This window comes from Arthrobacter sp. UYCu512 (assembly GCF_040547075.1).
GTDB lineage: Bacteria > Actinomycetota > Actinomycetes > Actinomycetales > Micrococcaceae > Arthrobacter.
This window is the reverse complement of sequence record NZ_JBEPPA010000003.1, coordinates 186,025-203,095: the sequence shown is the minus strand read 5'-3', so window position 1 is coordinate 203,095 and position 17,071 is coordinate 186,025. Positions and strand designations below refer to the sequence as shown.

Here is a 17,071-nt window from a genome sequence, read left to right as displayed (position 1 = left end):
GCCGGCCCGGGCCGGGAACCGCTCGACGGGCAGTCCTCCCCATCGCATGCCGCCGGATCATTGGGTAGGCTGTGGCGGGAAGTGCGCGGCCCTGTCTCGGGTCTGCCGGGGAACCACAACGCAATCTTGAAGGAATCTGAGCTGTGACACGTCTGCTCGCCACGCTGGAATCCAAAATGCCGGGATCCAAGAAACCCGGATCAACGAAGCCGCGATCCGGCCATCCTGGGTCCAACGCACGGCGCAAGAAGCTTATTGCTGGTGCCGCTATTGTGTCTGCTGCGGCCGTCCTGGTTGCTGCTGCCATCATTTATCCGGGGTTTAAGACCGCTGAGGTTCAGTTGAACGATGGCGGGGTGTGGGTGGTGTCGAAGTCGAAGAATGCGGTGGGTCGGTTGAATTATCCGTCCCGGGTTTTGGATGGTGCGGTGACGCCGGCGAGTTCGACTTTTGATGTGTTGCAGGATGCCGGGACTGTGTTTGTTGATGATAGTGCGGGTTCGACGTTGAATCAGGTGTCGGCGGCGCAGATGCGGTTGGGTGGGGATAAGAAGTTGCCGGGTTCGGCGGCGGTGAGTTTTGGTTCGGCGGTTATTGCGGTGACGGATCCGGCGAAGGGTACGGTGTGGGCGCTCTCGCCCTCGACGGTGAATGGTTTTGATGCTGAGGAGTCCGAGCCGGTGCTGGCTGGTTCGGCCGGGACGGTCTCTGCGGTGGGTTCCGATGACCGGATTTACAGTGCGGATCCGAAGACCGGTCAGGTGACTGTGACCTCGGTGGATGCTGAGGGCAAGGTGGAGCGCTCGAGCGTCAGCGTCTGGGACGGGCTGAAGGGTGCGGGGGATTTGCAACTGAGCGTGGTGGGGGATGCGCCGGTGGTCCTGGATGCGGGGCGGGGAAAGTTGTTCCTGCCGGGCGGGCGTGAGTTGGCGTTGGAGCAGGCGCGGGATGCGAAGTTGCAGCTTTCGGGTCCGGCTGCGGACTCGGTCGCCGTTGCCACGCCGAAGGCGTTGTTGAAACAGCCGCTGGACGGGTCGACGGCGAAGACTGTCAGCTTTGGCGGGCAGGGTGTGCCGGCGGCGCCGGTGCAGCTTGCGGGGTGCATTCATGCGGCGTGGTCGGGGGCGAATAAGTATGTCCGTGAGTGTGTTAATGATGCTGATGACAAGAGCGTGGATGTGCCGAAGGCGAGTGCTTCGCCGTCGTATGTGTTCCGGGTGAACCGGGATTTGGTGGTCCTGAACGATGTGAATTCGGGCAATGTGTGGCTGGTGAACCAGAACATGCAGCTGGTCAACAACTGGGACGACGTTATCCCGCCCAAGAACCAGTCCGATGACCAGGACCAGGAGTCGGCGGACAACAACACCATCAATATCCTGCCGGACCGCACCAAACCCAACCGGCCGCCGGAAACCAAACCGGACGCCGTCGGCGTCCGTCCGGGCCGCACCACAGTCCTGTCCGTACTCGATAACGATTCCGACCCCGACGGCGACGTCCTCACGGCCTCCGTGGGCGACAAAGGCCCCGCCTCCGGCGGCCTCGAGAACATCTACGGCGGCACAGCTTTCCAGGTCACAGTGCCGGCCGACGCGAAACCGGGCACCGAAACGTTCGGCTACAGCGCCGCAGACGGCCGCGGTCTCTCCGCCGCCGGCAGCATCACCCTCAGCGTCGTGGGCCCGGACGAGAACAGGCCGCCCTTGTTCAAACGCGGAGACCCCACCACCATGCTGGTGGAGCAGGGCAAAACCGTCAGCCAGAACATCCTCACCGACTGGACTGATCCCGACGGCGATGACCTGGTGCTGATGGACGCCAAGGCGGACAACGAACAGGACCAGGTCAAGGTCCGCCGCGACGGCCTGCTCACGTACCAGGACTCCGGCGCCGCGCCCGGTAAAAAATCCGTTACGGTGTCCATCTGGGACGGGCGCGCCACCACCACTGCCAAAGTCATCGTCAACGTCCAGCCCCCCGGCGCCCTGCAGCCGGTGGTCAACGCGGACCACGTCACCGCCGTCGTCGGCCAGGACCTCCTGATCGCGCCGCTGAAAAACGACGTCGACCCCAACGGCGGCGCCCTGCGCCTCGCCCAGGTGGAAGGCGCCGGAACCGCCCAGCTGGGACCCGTGACGGACGGTGGCACTTTCACCTTCCGCAGCGACACCCCCGGACCGGTTTACCTGACGTACATTGCCAGCAACGGCCCGCAGAGCAGCCAGGGCCTGATTCGTGTAGACGTTGAATCCGGCAAGGACTCCGGCAAGCCGGTGGCCGTCCACGACGTCGCGCTGCTGCCGGTCGGCGGCAGTGTGCTCCTGGACCCGCTGGCCAATGACTCGGACCCGTCCGGGGGAGTGCTGGTGCTGCAGTCCGTCCAGCTGCCGGAGAACACAACAGCCTCTGTCAGCGTGATCGATCACAGCATGCTGCGGATCACTGACGTTGTGGGCACCAAGGAACCCTTTACCTTCAGTTACACCATGTCCAACGGCACCAGGTCGGCCACGGGCAGCGTCGCCGTGGTCCCGGTCCCGGCCCCCGCCGTCGTCGAGGCCCCCCAGCCCAAACCGGACGAAGTGAACGTGCGGGTCAACGACGTTGTCACCATCCCGGTGCTGGCCAACGACACGCACCCGCAGGGCGAAAAGCTGAGCGTGGACCCGGTGCTCCCGCAGCCCGTCCCGTCGGCCGACGGCAAGAGTTTTATCTCCGAAAACACGCTGCGCTTCATCGCCGGCGCCGAGCCCAAGACGGTCCGCGCCATCTATAACGCCGTGGACCCGCAGGGCCAAAAGAGCGCCGCTGCCGTCACCATCCACATCCTGCCGCTCGACGGCGCCCAAAACACCCGGCCGCAGCCGAAAAACCTCACCGCCCGCGTCGTGGCGACCGGGTCCGTGCGGATCCCGGTGGAACTCGACGGGATCGACCCCGACGGCGACTCGGTCCAGCTGACCGGCATCGACAGCACCCCCGCCATGGGCACAGCCACAGCGGGCAGCAACTTCATTGACTTCACGGCAGCCGGGGACGGCGCCGGAACGGACAGTTTCCGCTACAAAGTCGTGGACCGGCAGGGAGCCATCAACACCGGCACCGTGACCGTCGGGATCGCCCCGCGCGGTGACACCAACCAAAAGCCGACCCCTGTCGATGACGAGGTCAAGGTCCGGCCCGGGCGGCAGATCGCGGTGGACGCCATGCGCAACGATACCGATCCCGACGGCGACCCCATCCGGATCGCCGGCGACGGCATCGAGGCCGCCCCGGAGCTGCAGGCGACAGTCAGCAAGCAGAGCTCCCGCATCATCCTGCTTGCACCAGGCGGGGAAGGCACCGTTAACGTGCGCTACTCGGTGGCGGACGACCGCGGCGCGACGGCCCAGGCGGCCATTTCCGTCAAGGTCGACAAGAACGTCCCGCTGCTGGCTCCGGTTGCCCGGGATGACCGGGTGACCTCTGCCCAGACGCTCGGGAAAACGGCCGTCGACGTCCCCGTCCTGAAGAACGACGAGGACCCTGACGGCGTGGGCGAGAACCTCAAGATCGCCTCTGAGGTGCCCACGGCGAAGCCCGGCACCGACGGCAACATGATCGTGGAGCTGACGGAGCAGCCGCAGCTGATCCCCTACACCGTCGAAGACGTGGACGGCAGGCAGTCCACCGCCATCATCTGGGTCCCGGGGCTGGGCCAGCAGGTACCCACCCTGGCCAAGGACGAGGTCATCGAGGTTATCGCCGGGCAGTCCGTGCCAGTGGACCTCAAGGAGTGGGTCAAGGTCCGCGAGGGCCGCACGCCGCGCCTGACCCAGACGGACCGGATCAAACTTATTGGCGCCGACGGCTCCGACCCCGTGGCCGGCAACGGCACTGCCCTGAAATACAGTGCGGGCAAGGACTATGCGGGTCCCGGTTCCCTCAGCTTCGAGGTCACCGACGGCTCCGGCCCGGACGACCCCGCCGGCCTGAAAGCAACCCTCAGCATCCGCACCAGGGTGCTGCCGGACCCCAACCGCAACAACCCGCCAGTGCTGCTGGGCAGCCAGGTGGACGTGCCCAAGGCTGACTCCGCCACGACCGACCTGGCCAAGTTGACCACCGATCCGGATGACGGCGACGTCGACACGATGAAATACGAGCTCGTCGGCAGCGTGCCGGCCGGCTTCGATGCCAGCATCGACGGCAAGACCCTAAGAGCCGCCGCCAAGGACGGCACCAATGCCGGGACCGCGGGCGCCGTCCAGGTCAAGGCCAAGGACCCCCGGGGACTCGAGGCGACGGCCACCTACCAGCTCACCGTGACCGCCTCCAACAGGCCCAAACCGGTCGCCAACGACGACGTCGAAACCAACGCCGCCGCCGGGAAGCCCGTCACCGTCAGGGTGCTCGACAACGATGCCAACCCGTTTCCGGAGACCGCGCTGAAGATTGTCTCGGCAGTGACCGAGACGGGCCAGGGCACCGCCGCCGCCACCGGCGACACCGTCACGGTGACCCCTGCCGACGGGTTCTCGGGAACCATGATCGTGGCCTACACGGTGGCGGATAAGACCGGCGAGTCCTCGCGCTACGCCACGGCCCGGATCCGGCTGACGGTCAAGGACAAGCCGCTGGCGCCGACCACGCCGCAGGCCGCGAGCGTGGGGGACAGCACTGCGTTGCTGAACTGGGCCGCGCCAGCGGACCGCGGCTCGGCCATCACCAAATACACGGTGTTTGGGGAGGGCGGCTACAGCCAGGACTGCCCGGCCAACTCCTGCACGCTGACCGGACTGACCAACAACACCAAATACCATTTCCAGGTCACGGCCACCAACGCCCTGGGCACCTCGGAGCGGTCCCCGGCATCGGCCGAGGTACGCCCCGACGTTAAGCCGGACACCCCGGCCGCGCCGGCCCTGAAGTTCGGCGACACCCAGCTCGCCGTGGCCTGGACGGCCCCCGCGTCCAAGGGCTCGCCGGTCAAGTCCTACGACCTGGAAATCTCGCCGGCGCCGGCAGGCCAGAACGCCCAGATCCAGAACCTCACCTCGGTGAGCTACCTCTGGAAGGGCCTCAAAAACGGTGTCGCCTACAAGGTCCGCGTCCTGGCCCGGAACGATGCGAAGGAGCCCTCCGAGTGGAGCGCCTATTCGGCCGCCGAGACTCCGGCAGGGGTCCCGGTGACCCCGGCGGCACCGAGCGCCAGCCAGGCCGGTTCCGTGGGGAACCAGAGCCAGCTTAAGATTTCCTGGGCGGCGCCGAACAACAACGGCGACGCGGTCTCGGCCTATACGCTGATTACCCTGAACGGCGGCGCGCCGGTATCGACCCAACAGGTCGCCGGCACCTCGCAAAACGTCACGGTGGCGAATTCGGAAGCGGATTACACCTTTACTGTTTCGGCAACCAACAAGGCCGGGACCTCCGGAGTGAGTCCGCAGTCAGCCCGGATCCGGGCCGCAGGCAAGCCCGGCACGGTCAGCAGCGGGACCGTAAAGGAGACCGGCACCAGCGGCCAGTTGGCCGTGACGTTCACGCCGCTCACGCAGGCCCAGCGCAACGGCTCCCAGGCCACGGAGATCACCTACCGCTGGTCCACCGCCAGTGGCTCCGGCCCGATCAACGCCGGCGGCGGCACCATCGGCGGCCAGCCGAACGGCCAGAACGTCACCGTCAACATCATCGCCGCCTCCACCAAAAACAATGTCGCCGGGGACGCGAACGCGATCGGTACGGGCAATCCATACGCCCCGCCGAACGCCCCCAACGTCAACGGCGGCAAGTCAGGTGCCGGGGATGGCCAGGTCCACTGGACGTGGAACAACCCCAGCACCAACGGCCGGCCCCTGGCCCGGTATGAAGTGAACCTCGACGGCGGCGGCTGGACATCCGTTGGCACGGCCAACAGGTTCGATGCTGCCGGGGGCGGCTGGGACAAGACCAGGACCCTGCAGGTGAGGGCCTTCACAGTGGCCTACGGCGGGGCGGGACAGGCATCGGCCACGTCCGGGAACGATCCCACACCGCCGCCGCCTGCCTCGCAGATCCAGGTCGATGCCTCAAGCGTCCGGACGTGCCCGGGCCAGCCGGGAAAGCCTGATTCCTTCGTCCCCGGTTCCCCCTCGAGCTGCGGTGTCGGTTGGGTGGATCGGGCCGAGGGCAAGCTCACCATCAACTGCACCAAGGACATTTACGGCAACGGCACACCCTGGTTCCGTGTGACCCAGGGCAGCCACCCAAATTGGTTCGTCAAGTCCACCACAGTGGATCTGTACGGACCCCGGCCCGGCGGCTGCTGATGCCTGCCACTGTCCCCAACGCCGCCCCCCGCGGGGCTCCCCGCCGCCGGCACCCCACGCAATTCCACCCAGAACAGAACAGGACCACCCCATGACCATGACCACCGAACAGGCCGAATGGTTTTCCGGCACCTTCGAAAAACTCGTCGCCAACGTCGGCCAGGCCGTCCTGGGCAAGGCCCACGTCATCCGGTTGACTTTTACCGCGATGCTGGCCGAGGGGCATGTCCTCTTCGAAGACGCCCCGGGGACCGGCAAAACCTCGCTTGCACGCGCCCTCGCGGCCACCGTGCAGGGCTCCAACAACCGCATCCAGTTCACCCCCGACCTGCTGCCCTCGGACGTCACAGGCGTGACCATCTATGACCAGAAGACGCAGAAGTTCGAGTTCCACAAGGGACCGATCTTCAACAACATCGTGCTGGCCGATGAAATCAACCGGGCCTCGCCCAAGACGCAGTCGGCGCTGCTTGAGGTGATGGAAGAATCCCGTGTCACGGTGGACGGCACCACCTACGAGGCGGGACGGCCGTTTATGGTGATGGCCACCCAGAACCCGATCGAACAAGCCGGCACCTACCGGCTGCCGGAGGCCCAGCTGGACCGCTTCCTGATCAAGACCTCCATCGGCTACCCGGACCACGCCTCCACGGTGCAGTTGCTCGGCGGCGCCAACCTGAAGGACCGGTCCAAGGGAATGACCGCAATCATCACCACCCAGGCGATCGCGGACATGGCGGACCTCGCCGCCACCACCCACGTGGACACCGCCGTGCTGGAGTACATCTCCCGGCTCTGCGAGGAAACCCGCAACGCCCCGGAAACCCGCCTCGGCGTTTCCGTCCGCGGTGCCCTCGCCATGGTCCGTGCCGCAAAAGTCTGGGCCGCCAGCCAGGGCCGGAACTTCGTGCTCCCGGACGACGTCAAGGACCTGGCCGCCGTCGTCTGGACCCACCGCCTGGTCATGGACCCGGAAGCCGAATTCTCCGGCGCCAGCCCCGAGGCCGTCCTGGCCCGGGTACTGGGCGAAGTTGCCGCACCGCAGCAACGCGCCGCCGCGCTGTAGCGGCACCGAGTAGCGCTCCCCGTCACCCCGAACGAACAAAGGCACCCATATGTCCTCCAGCACTCCGCTGGCCCGGCTTGCTGAACGCCTGCAACGGCCCTTCCACCGGGACGGCAGGCCGACCCGGCTGCACCCGGCCTCCCTCTGGGCCGAGGCCGGGAGCACCGCGGGCCTTGCCCTGGCCCCGGCCCGCCGCAGCCTGCGGGCGCTCTGGCTGCGCTACGCGTGGCCGGTGCTCTCCCTGGTGAGCGTGCTGGGCTGGTTCGTGCTGGCTGCCGCGGCCCTGCTGTGGACCGTCGGGCAGGCCTTTGGCTGGCAGGAAGCCAAGGCGGCCGCGATCGCCGCGTTTGTCCTGTTTGTGCTTGCTGTCGGCTTCGTCCTGGGCCGCTCGTCCTACGGCGTCGTGCTGGACCTGGCCCGGAGCAGGGTGGCAGTCGGCGACAGCGCCGTCGGCAGCATCTCGGTCTCCAACACCTCCGTCCGGCCCCTGCTGCCGGCGGACCTGGAACTTCCGGTCGGTGCCGCCACCGCCGTTTTCCACTTGCCCCGGATGAAACCGCAGCAGACCCATGAGGACCTGTTCACCATCCCCACCGCACGCCGCGCCGTGATTGTTGTGGGCCCGGTCCGGTCGGTCCGCGCCGATCCGCTGCACCTGCTGCGCCGCCAGGTGCTGTGGACGGAACCAGAGGACTTGTTTGTGCACCCGAAAACCGTGGCACTGGCCGGCTCGGCTGCCGGTTTCATCCGAGACCTCGAGGGTATGCCCACCACTGACCTTTCCAGCGCCGACGTCTCCTTCCATGCCCTGCGCGACTATGTGCCCGGCGATGACCGGAGGCACATCCACTGGAAAACCACAGCCCGCACCAACAAGCTGATGGTCCGGCAGTTCGAGGAAACCCGCCGAGCCCACCTCGCCATCTCGCTGTCCATCAACACAAACGAATACGCCTCCGAGGAGGAATTCGAGCTCGCCGTCTCAGCGGCGGCCTCGATCGGACGGCAGGCCATCCGCGAACAACGCGACCTCGACGTTTTGACCCAAAAAGGACCGCTGCGCTGCGAAACGGGCCGCAACATGCTCGATGACATGACCCGGATCGTCGGCGCACCCCAGCGCAAAACCGCCGTCGACCTGGCCCGCAGCCTGGCGGACACCGTCCCCAATGCCTCCGTTGTGTTCCTGCTCGTCGGCAGCAACGTCACCCCCACCCAGCTGCGCTCCGCCTCGGCCTCGGTGCCGCTGGGTGTCCGCAGCCTCGCGGTCCGGCTCCAGTCCGGAGCCGCGCCGGCCAGGGCCAACATCGGGGACCTGACCGTGCTGACCCTCGGAGACCTCTCAGACCTGGCCGCAGTGCTGCGGAAGGCGGCAGCATGAGCACCGCCACAACGGCCCGGCGGCGCAGCAACGCCGCCGCGCCGAAACGTTCCGGATTCGCCGGCGGCCAGCCGCTATGGCATCTCGCGCTCGACGCCGGTGCCCTCACCGTGCTGCTGGGCCTCGGCGTGCTGGGCTTCGGCCTCAGCTTCGGCGGCGACCCGTACTACCTGGTCGCGGGCTTCGGCGGCATCCTGCTGGGCCTCGCCCTGGCCGCGGCCACAGTGCACTACCGGCTCGGGCTCCTGATTACCGCCGCCCTGACACTTACTGTATACCTCGTTTTCGGCACGGCACTGGCGGTCCCGGAGGCCTCGTTCGCCGGCGTCCTGCCCACCCTCGCCTCGCTGCGCACCCTGCTGCTGGGCGTTGTGTTCGCCTGGAAGGATATGCTCACCGTCGGCGTTCCGGTCGGCACCGCCGGTGGAACGTTGATTGTGCCGTTCCTGAGCTCGCTCCTCACCGCGCTGGCCGCCGGGCTGCTGATTTGGCGGCTGAAAAGCCCGTACTGGCCGCTGTTGCCGGTGCTGGTGCTGTTCATCACGGGCATTGCGTTCAGCACAAACGCCAGTTTCCTCACGGTCGAACGCGGTATCTCACTCACGGTTGTCGCTATCGCCTGGGCCACCTTTCGCCGCGACGCGCTGCGCCGCAGCGACACCCGCAAGGTCTCCGTGAACCGGCTGGAGACGGACCCGGCCAACGCCCGCTCCGCCACCCTTCGCCGGCTGGGCACCGCCGCGGCCGTGATCGCCGTCGCCGTCGGGGTCACCGCCGTCGCGTCCCCGCTGGTCACCGCGGGCGAGGACCGCCGGGTGCTGCGCAACACAATCGTTCCGCCGTTCGACCCCAAGGACTACGTCACCCCGCTGGCGAGCTTTCGGAACTTCGTCAAGGACAAAAAGGACGACAACCTCTTTGTCGTCAAGGGCCTGCCCAAGGACGCCCGGGTCCGGCTCGCCGCCCTCGACTCCTTCAACGGCACCAACTACAACATGGATCCCAACGGCTCCGGCAGCTTCAGCAAGGTCGGCGACGCCAAGTCCATCAACACCCTGGCCGACGCCGGCGGGATCGTCCCGAGCAACAATTACGCCCTGGACATCACGATCGGGGACTACCAGGGCTACTTCTTGCCCGGCGGCCGCAAAACCACCGGGATCAGCTTTGTCCGCGACGGCTCCGGCGCGGCGTCCGGCCTGTACTTTAATGCCGGCACGGACACCGCTGTGACGACCAAGGGGCTTGCCAAGGGCGACTCCTACCGGGTCCAGGTAGCAGATCCCGCCACCTTGGAACACGGCCAGCTGACGCAGTACGACTTCGCCAAGATAGCCCTGCCGGATGCCGCCGAGGTACCGCCGGTTGTCGGGTCCCAGGCCAACGAGCTGGCGGCCGACGCCCCTACGGCCATTGACCGGGTGCGCCAGGTCGAGGCTCACTTCCAGAAGAAGGGCGCCTTCAGCAACGGCCTGATCGCCGACGGCCAGCTGCCCAGCGTCTCCGGTCACAGCGCGAACCGGATCCGGAGCCTGCTCACCGCCAAACAGATGCTCGGCGACGACGAACAGTACGCCGTCGCGATGTCCCTGATGCTCCGGCACCTCGGCATCCCGTCCCGGGTAGTGATGGGGTTCTACCCGGACCCGAAAAGCCCGGAAAACGGTGCCGGCGAGGTGAAGATCACCGGCAAGGACGTTCACGCCTGGGTTGAGGTCGCCTTCGACCGTGTGGGCTGGGTGTCCTTCGACCCGACGCCGCCGAAGGACAATGTGCCGATCCCGCCGGACCCGGAAAACAAGTCCAAACCCAAGCCGCAGGTGCTGCAGCCGCCGCCCCCGCCGCAGGAACCCGCGGACCTTCCGCCGGACTCTTCACCGGATGCGCTGGACGCGGATGAGAAGAAAAACAACCCCTGGCTGTTCTGGGGACCGCTCCTGACGGCGATCGGGTTCGCGCTGATCCCGGTGGGGATCCTCGCGCTGCCGTTGCTGCTGATCGCGCTGCTGAAGTCGCGGCGCCGGAAGGCGCGCTTCAGTGACGGACCGGCTGCGCAGCGTGTCGGCGGTGGCTGGCGCGAAGTGGTGAGCCTCGCGGCCGACCTCGGCGCCGAAGTGGACAGCCGCGCGACCCGCCGGGAGTCCGCCGTTGTGCTTGCCGAGGCGTTTCCGTCCGCCCGGGGGACCACCATCCTGCTCGCCAACCGGGCCGATGCCGCAATCTTCGGCGCCGGCCAGCCCAGTGAGGACCAGGTGCGGCAGTACTGGGAAATCGTGGACGGCTCGCTGCAGGAGATGACCGGAGCGCTCGGGTTTTGGGGACGGCAGCGGGCCCGGTTCTCGCCGCGCTCCCTGCTGGCTGACGGCCGGGCGGCGCTCACCCTGCGGGGCCTCAAACCCCGCGTTCCGGGCACAAAACGCGGCCGGCAGGCAGCTCCGGCAACACCGGCAGGTACAGTGGAGTCCGGCCCGGTGCAGGCAGCCTCCGTTGCTGCTGCCGCCGACTCTGCAGCCGACGCCAGCCAGACCGCCAGGAAGAACCACAACGAGCCATGACCGACGACGTCGAACGCTGCCCGCGCTGCCAACAGCCGCTCCGGCCGGGGGCTGCCTTTTGTACCTCCTGCGGGACGCCGCTGAGCAACCGTTCCGCGCGGAACGCCCACAACGTGCGGGAGCCTTCGCATGCGCACGGGATCCCCGGTAGGATCCCCGTAACGCAGGGCCCCGCCCCGGCCCGCGGACAAGGGGGAGGTCCTTCGGTGCCACACAAGCTGGAGCTGGTACCCGCGGCTGCCGGGAAACGGCTGGGTGCGGCAGTGCTGGACTGGCTGGCGCCGGTGACCATCCTGACTGTGCTGCTGGCCATCGGGCTGGCCGGTATTACCCGGAGCCAGAGCGGCGGCTTTATCGTGTACAACACCTCGTCCCTGGTGCTGTTCGGCGGCATTGGTGCAGGCGTCACCCTGATCTACACAGTGGTTCTTGCCGTGCTTGAGGGCCGTTCCGGCGTGACGGCCGGCAACAGCCTGATGGGCATCCGCAGCTCGGACGCCGATGGTTTCGCGCCGGGCGGGGGAGCGGTGTTCCTGCGTGGCCTTATCACCGGGGCCGGTCTGCTGCTCGCCGTGATCGCTGCGGCTGCCGTGGTGATTTTCCAGTGGTTTGGTGTGGCCTTGGTGGTGCTGGGGCCCCTCGTGTTCCTCGGCGCTGCCTGGGCTGTCCTGGTGGTCCTGTCCAGCTCGTGGGATCGGAACGGGAAGCTCCGCGGCTGGCACGACGCTGCCGCGAAGACCTTGGTCTTCGATGTAAAGGCCGGACGCAACCCGATCACGACCGGTGGGATCCAAGGCCCTTACAGCTTCGCGCCCCTTGACCTTCCAGCGGTCCGGCAGGTCGCTTCGCCGTTGGCCGGAGCCATGGCCGCCGCGCCGCCCGCGTCCGCCCGGCCCGCCCCGGCCGCAGCCGCGGCGCCCGCGTCCGCCCCGGCCGCAGCCGCGGCGCCCGCCGACGGCCAATGGCAGCCGCCGGTGCTCGGGCCGCAGCCCGGCCCAGCCCACCAGCCCGGCCCAGCCCAGGAGGGCGCCGTCGCAAGCGTCCTGCCGGCCGGGCACCCCGACGAGGACCATGACCGTACCCAGGTCCGCGACACACAGGCACCGATCACCGTGGCGATGCTCCGGATCCGGCTTGATGACGGCCGTGAGATTGAGCTGGACCGTACGGTGCTGGTCGGCCGGAACCCCGCCGGGCACCCCGGCGAGGGGCCGGTGCAGCTTATCCCGGTCGCCGATCCCGGGCGTTCCATTTCCAAGACCCACCTCCATCTGCACGCCGGAAACGGGGGCGTCTGGGTGACGGACCGCAACTCCACCAACGGCAGCGCCGTCAGCACCCCGGACGGTACCCATGCCGTTCTCGCGGCGGGGGTACCCACCCACGTCCGCCCAGGTTCCACCGTGCACTTCGGTGACCGCTCCTTCTACCTAGGACAGGCATGATTCCCCAGCCGGCCGCCGTTCCCTCCCCAGCCACCCCAGGCGCCGCCCCCGGCGGGCCCCCCAGCGGTCCCTCCGGACTCCGGCTGAGCTGCGGCTACGGCACGGACCGGGGCCTGCGGCGCGAGATGAACGAAGATTCCTACATCGCCGCCGATCCCGTCTTCGCCGTCGCGGACGGCATGGGCGGGCACGAGGCCGGCGAAATCGCCAGCGGCATCTGCGTCCGCACCCTTGCCCGGATCCCGCAGCTGGCGAGCGGCGGGCGTGATGCCACCGCCGGCGTTGTGCAGGAATACCTGCTGCTGGCCGACGAAAGTATCCGGGAAGCCACCGGTTCCCGCGCCGGAACCACACTTTCCGGGGTTGTGGTGGTGGAGCAGACGGGCGTGCCTTACTGGCTGGTCCTGAACATCGGTGACTCCCGGACCTACCGGCTCAGTCAAGGCCAACTAAGCCAGGTCAGCGTGGACCATTCCGAAGTCCAGGAACTTGTTGATGCCGGGCAGATCAGCCCGGCGCAGGCCGCCGTGCATCCGCGCCGGCACGTTGTCACCCGGGCCTTGGGCACCGGCGACGAAATCGAAGCCGACTACTGGCTGCTGCCGATTGAGGAAGGCGACCGCATCCTGGTCTGTTCCGACGGGCTCAACGGCGAACTCGACGACGAGCACATCGGCAGTATCCTGCGATCCCGGGCGGACCCGCAGGCAGCCGTGGATGAGCTCATCCAGGCGGCCCTGCGCAGCGGCGGCAGGGACAACGTCACCTGCATCGTGCTGGACGCCACCGATGTCAGCAACGACGACGGCGTCGTGCGGACAGCCCCGCGCAGTGCGTCCGCAGCGGAAGACGAGGACACCCTGCCCAGGACCGATGCGCGCGAACCTGCTGTTGAGGGGCAAGCTGTTGATGGACCGGCTGTTGATGGACCGGCTGTTGGTGGACCGGGCAAGGACCCCAACGATGCCAAGCACTAACGCCACCGCTGCAGTGCGCTACACACCGGGCAGCTGGCTCGGGGTGGTGCGCTCGGGAACCGTGGTGCTGCTGCACCCGGACAGCACACCGGCCCTCGTTGAGTCGCTGTGGGAACTTCTGGGCACCGGGCCGGAAGCGCCCGAAGTCCTCGATACCTTGTCCGCGGCCTCGGGCGGGTCACTTGCCCGGCTGCCGTGGTTTGCGATAGTGGCCGGCACCGGCTCTCTCCAGTTGTTCCTGCGCGGCGGGATCGATTTGACAGTGGAGCTGCCCGGCGGCCCGGTGGAACTGAGCGGCCGGGACGTGACCACGTGGACCGAACGGCGGTTCGAAACCGCCGACGGATTCAGCCTGAGAATTCCCGGTGCGGAGGCCGCAGGTGCGCCCCGCGCCGCCGCGGAGCTGCCGCTTGCAGACGGGGTAGTTCTGCTCAAGGGCCTGCGGATGGACCTTCGTGCGGCTGCCCTGCCGGGTGCACTGACGGCCGCCGGGGCGGGCGCCGACGGTGCGTCGGCAGAGGCCGTGCTGGCATATCCCGTCGAGGACCTGGAGCTGGAGCGGACGCTGCACGGGGAACCGGAACCGGAACCGGAACCGGCGGCCGCAGCGCCGGCCGAACCGGAACCGGAGACCGAACCGGAACCGGCAACTGAACCGGAACCGGCACCGGCGGCCGCGGGCCGGGAACCCGCCGGTCCGGAACAGGATCAGGAAGCCTCCGGAGCGCAAAAACCCGCCGCGCCGGAGCCCGCCGAACAGGAGCCGACAGGCAGCTACGATCACCTTTGGGAACAAACGGTGATGCGGAATATCGAAGACGCAGCCGTCCGCGAGGACCCGGACGCCGACTCGGAACTCTCTGGTGACTTTGCCGAAACGCCCCCAGGGCCGACGCCTGAGCCGGCCGCGGCGGTGGCGGTGGCGGAACCAGCAGCCGCTCCCGCCCCTGCCCCGGATCCACCCGCGGCCCCGCACCCGGTGTCCACCGGACTGATCGATTCCGTCCCCTGGCACACCGGCGGGGACCGTTCCTCGCCGGCTGCGCCCGCGCCGGCACCCGCGCTTGCGCCACTGCCGGCGGTCCCCCTGCCGACGGCGGCACAGCAGCACGTTCCGATGCTCCCGGCCGCCCGCACCGAAACGGACGCCGACCACGACGGCCAGACCATCATCAAGGGCGACCTCGCCGGTGCCGGCCCGCAGCCGCCCAGCACCCAGCGCGCGCCGGCGGAACAGGCTACCGGACCGATGGTGCTTGCCCGGGTCTGCCCGCAGGGCCACGCCAACCCTTCCACGTGCGCCCAGTGCGGCCGCTGCGGCCAGCACCTGCCCGGTGACGGCGTCCAGGTCAGGCGGCCCCGCCTCGGCCAGATGCGCCTGTCCACCGGTGAGCTGATCGACCTGACCCAGTCCCTCATCGTGGGACGCCAGCCTTCGGTGTCCCGCGTCCAGGGCGCCGTGATGCCCAAGCTGATCCAAGTAGCGAGCCCCAGCGGAGACATCTCCCGCTCGCATGTGGAGGTCCGGCTAGAAGGCTGGCACGTGATGCTGTGTGATTTGAAGGCGACCAACGGCACGGTACTGGTCCGCGAAGGACAACCCCCGCGCCGGCTCGCCCAGGGCGAAATGGCAATCGTGCTGGACGGTGACATCGCCGAGGTCGGCGACGGCATCTCGCTGCGTTTTGAGGAGATCCCGTGAGCTCCAAACGGCCGGTAGCCCCGCCGCCGGTGATTCCGGGCTTCAATTACATCAGCCTGCTCGGCTCCGGCGGATTCTCCGACGTCTATCTCTACGGGCAGGAGCGGCCGCGCCGCAATGTCGCCGTCAAGGTACTGCTTTCGGACCTGAAGACCGAGGGTGCCCGCCGCCGCTTCGAATCCGAAGCAAACTTGATGGCGCAGTTGTCCTCGCACCCTTACATCGTGACGATCTTCGAAGCCGAAATCACCGACGCCGGGCATTCCTACCTCGCGATGGAGTACTGCTCGCGGCCCAGCCTGGACGTCCGCTACCGTCGGCAGCCCTTCAGCGTGGACGAGGTGCTCGCAGTCGGCATCCAGGTGGCGTCCGCCGTCGAGACCGCCCACCGGGCCGGGATAGCGCACCGCGACATCAAGCCGGCGAACATCCTCGTCACCGACTACAACCGGCCGGCCCTGACTGACTTCGGGATCTCCGGAACCCTCGCCGGCGACTCGGACGAGGACGCCGGCATGTCCATCCCGTGGTCGCCGCCCGAGCAGTTCACCGGCCACCATGTCGACGGGGTCCTGGTGGACGTCTGGGCGCTCGGCGCCACGCTGTACACCCTGCTGGCCGGCCGGTCCCCGTTTGTGCTGCCGGGGGCGGACAACTCCCAGCGGGAGCTGATCTCACGGATCACCAACTTGCCGGTGCCCAAGCTGGGCCGCGCCGATGTCCCGGAATCCCTGGAACTGGCGCTCGCGACGGCGATGGCCAAGGCCGCACCATCCCGATACTCCTCGGCGCACGCTTTCGCACTGGCCCTGCAGCGGATCCAGGCCGAGCTGAACCTCTCCGTGACACCGTTCGAGGTCCTGGAGGAACCGCGCGCGGAGGAAAACCATCCGGACGACGGCTTCGAAGAAACCAGGGTCCGCAGCGTCGCCGCGATCGACCCGGACGCCACCGGCAACACACCGACCTTCCCGGCCCGGTTCGGCGGCGCTGACACCAGTTCCACAGTGGACAACGCAACAACGTTCAACAACGCAACCATCCACCGCCCGCCGGCGCTGCCGGCCTTCGAGGCCCCCGTAACCGGAGCCGCCGAAGGAGCTGCGGCCCCCGAAGATGACCTTGCGGCCACGGTCAACCGCTCCAGCACGGCCCCCGCGGCCAGCCCAAACGACGGCGCGGAGGCCCACCCGGCCGGCCACGGCCGACGCACGCTGCTGCTCTCGATTGTCGGCGGCACCGTCCTGGTGGCCGCCGCCGTGCTCGGAATAGTTGCGTCAACCACCGGGTCCGAGCCGGCTCCGAAAGCCACCGACCAGGTCAGCAAACCGCCCGCCGACGCCCTGGACAACGGCACAGTGCCCGACGTCACCGCGCTGGCCGGGGTGGCCGGGGCGGCCGGGAAGGTCAGCTTCACTTGGACCAACCCGCAGCCGAAACCCGGCGACAGCTACAAGTGGCGGGTCCACACTCTCAAGGGTGACGGGGACTACCAGTCGTCCGCCGGGCCGGCCGCTGAAATTGCCGCGAATCCGGCCGAACCCAGCTGCATTCAGGTGATGATCGTCCGCACCGACGGGGCGTCTTCGCCGCTGGGTCCGGATTCGATCGCCTGCGTCAGCAAATAGCAGCAACAATGTCCAGAAAGGCATGGC

8 protein-coding genes are annotated in these 17,071 nt (G+C 68.1%); all 8 read left to right on the top strand.

Features of this window, described 5'->3' with window-relative positions:
- The first annotated feature begins 176 nt into the window (after positions 1-176).
- The gene (locus ABIB49_RS04890; protein WP_502913758.1) at positions 177-6,290 is read left to right on the top strand and encodes an Ig-like domain-containing protein; all 6,114 of its coding nucleotides are present in this window, start codon (positions 177-179) and stop codon (positions 6,288-6,290) included.
- A gap of 91 nt (positions 6,291-6,381) precedes the next feature.
- A complete protein-coding gene (locus ABIB49_RS04885) occupies positions 6,382-7,356 on the top strand; it encodes an AAA family ATPase (protein ID WP_226773093.1) in 975 nt (324 codons plus the stop codon).
- A gap of 49 nt (positions 7,357-7,405) precedes the next feature.
- On the top strand, positions 7,406-8,737 hold the full coding sequence (locus tag ABIB49_RS04880; protein ID WP_226773094.1) for a DUF58 domain-containing protein: 1,332 nt from the start codon (positions 7,406-7,408) through the stop codon (positions 8,735-8,737).
- A complete protein-coding gene (locus ABIB49_RS04875; RefSeq protein WP_226773095.1) occupies positions 8,734-11,292 on the top strand; it encodes a transglutaminase-like domain-containing protein in 2,559 nt (852 codons plus the stop codon). The genes ABIB49_RS04880 and ABIB49_RS04875 overlap by 4 nt, the downstream gene beginning before the upstream one ends.
- On the top strand, positions 11,289-12,737 hold the full coding sequence (locus tag ABIB49_RS04870) for an RDD family protein (RefSeq protein ID WP_354156779.1): 1,449 nt from the start codon (positions 11,289-11,291) through the stop codon (positions 12,735-12,737). Before ABIB49_RS04875 ends, ABIB49_RS04870 begins: the two co-directional genes overlap by 4 nt.
- Complete coding sequence (locus ABIB49_RS04865) at positions 12,734-13,714, top strand: PP2C family protein-serine/threonine phosphatase (protein ID WP_354156778.1); 981 nt, start codon at positions 12,734-12,736, stop codon at positions 13,712-13,714. The genes ABIB49_RS04870 and ABIB49_RS04865 overlap by 4 nt, the downstream gene beginning before the upstream one ends.
- Positions 13,701-15,416, top strand: a complete 1,716-nt coding sequence (locus ABIB49_RS04860) for an FHA domain-containing protein (RefSeq protein ID WP_354156777.1) — start codon at positions 13,701-13,703, stop codon at positions 15,414-15,416. The genes ABIB49_RS04865 and ABIB49_RS04860 overlap by 14 nt, the downstream gene beginning before the upstream one ends.
- Positions 15,413-17,044 (top strand): serine/threonine-protein kinase, encoded by a 1,632-nt coding sequence (locus ABIB49_RS04855; protein WP_226774647.1) that lies wholly within the window; start codon positions 15,413-15,415, stop codon positions 17,042-17,044. The genes ABIB49_RS04860 and ABIB49_RS04855 overlap by 4 nt, the downstream gene beginning before the upstream one ends.
- The last annotated feature ends 27 nt before the right edge of the window (positions 17,045-17,071 follow it).

What these genes read in the sequence shown, in the direction of transcription:
- ABIB49_RS04890 (WP_502913758.1), top strand. Translation starts at nt 177, where the DNA reads ATGCCGGGATCCAAGAAACCCGGATCAACGAAGCCGCGATCCGGCCAT.
- ABIB49_RS04885 (WP_226773093.1), top strand. Translation starts at nt 6,382, where the DNA reads ATGACCATGACCACCGAACAGGCCGAATGGTTTTCCGGCACCTTCGAA.
- ABIB49_RS04880 (WP_226773094.1), top strand. Translation starts at nt 7,406, where the DNA reads ATGTCCTCCAGCACTCCGCTGGCCCGGCTTGCTGAACGCCTGCAACGG.
- ABIB49_RS04875 (WP_226773095.1), top strand. Translation starts at nt 8,734, where the DNA reads ATGAGCACCGCCACAACGGCCCGGCGGCGCAGCAACGCCGCCGCGCCG.
- ABIB49_RS04870 (WP_354156779.1), top strand. Translation starts at nt 11,289, where the DNA reads ATGACCGACGACGTCGAACGCTGCCCGCGCTGCCAACAGCCGCTCCGG.
- ABIB49_RS04865 (WP_354156778.1), top strand. Translation starts at nt 12,734, where the DNA reads ATGATTCCCCAGCCGGCCGCCGTTCCCTCCCCAGCCACCCCAGGCGCC.
- ABIB49_RS04860 (WP_354156777.1), top strand. Translation starts at nt 13,701, where the DNA reads ATGCCAAGCACTAACGCCACCGCTGCAGTGCGCTACACACCGGGCAGC.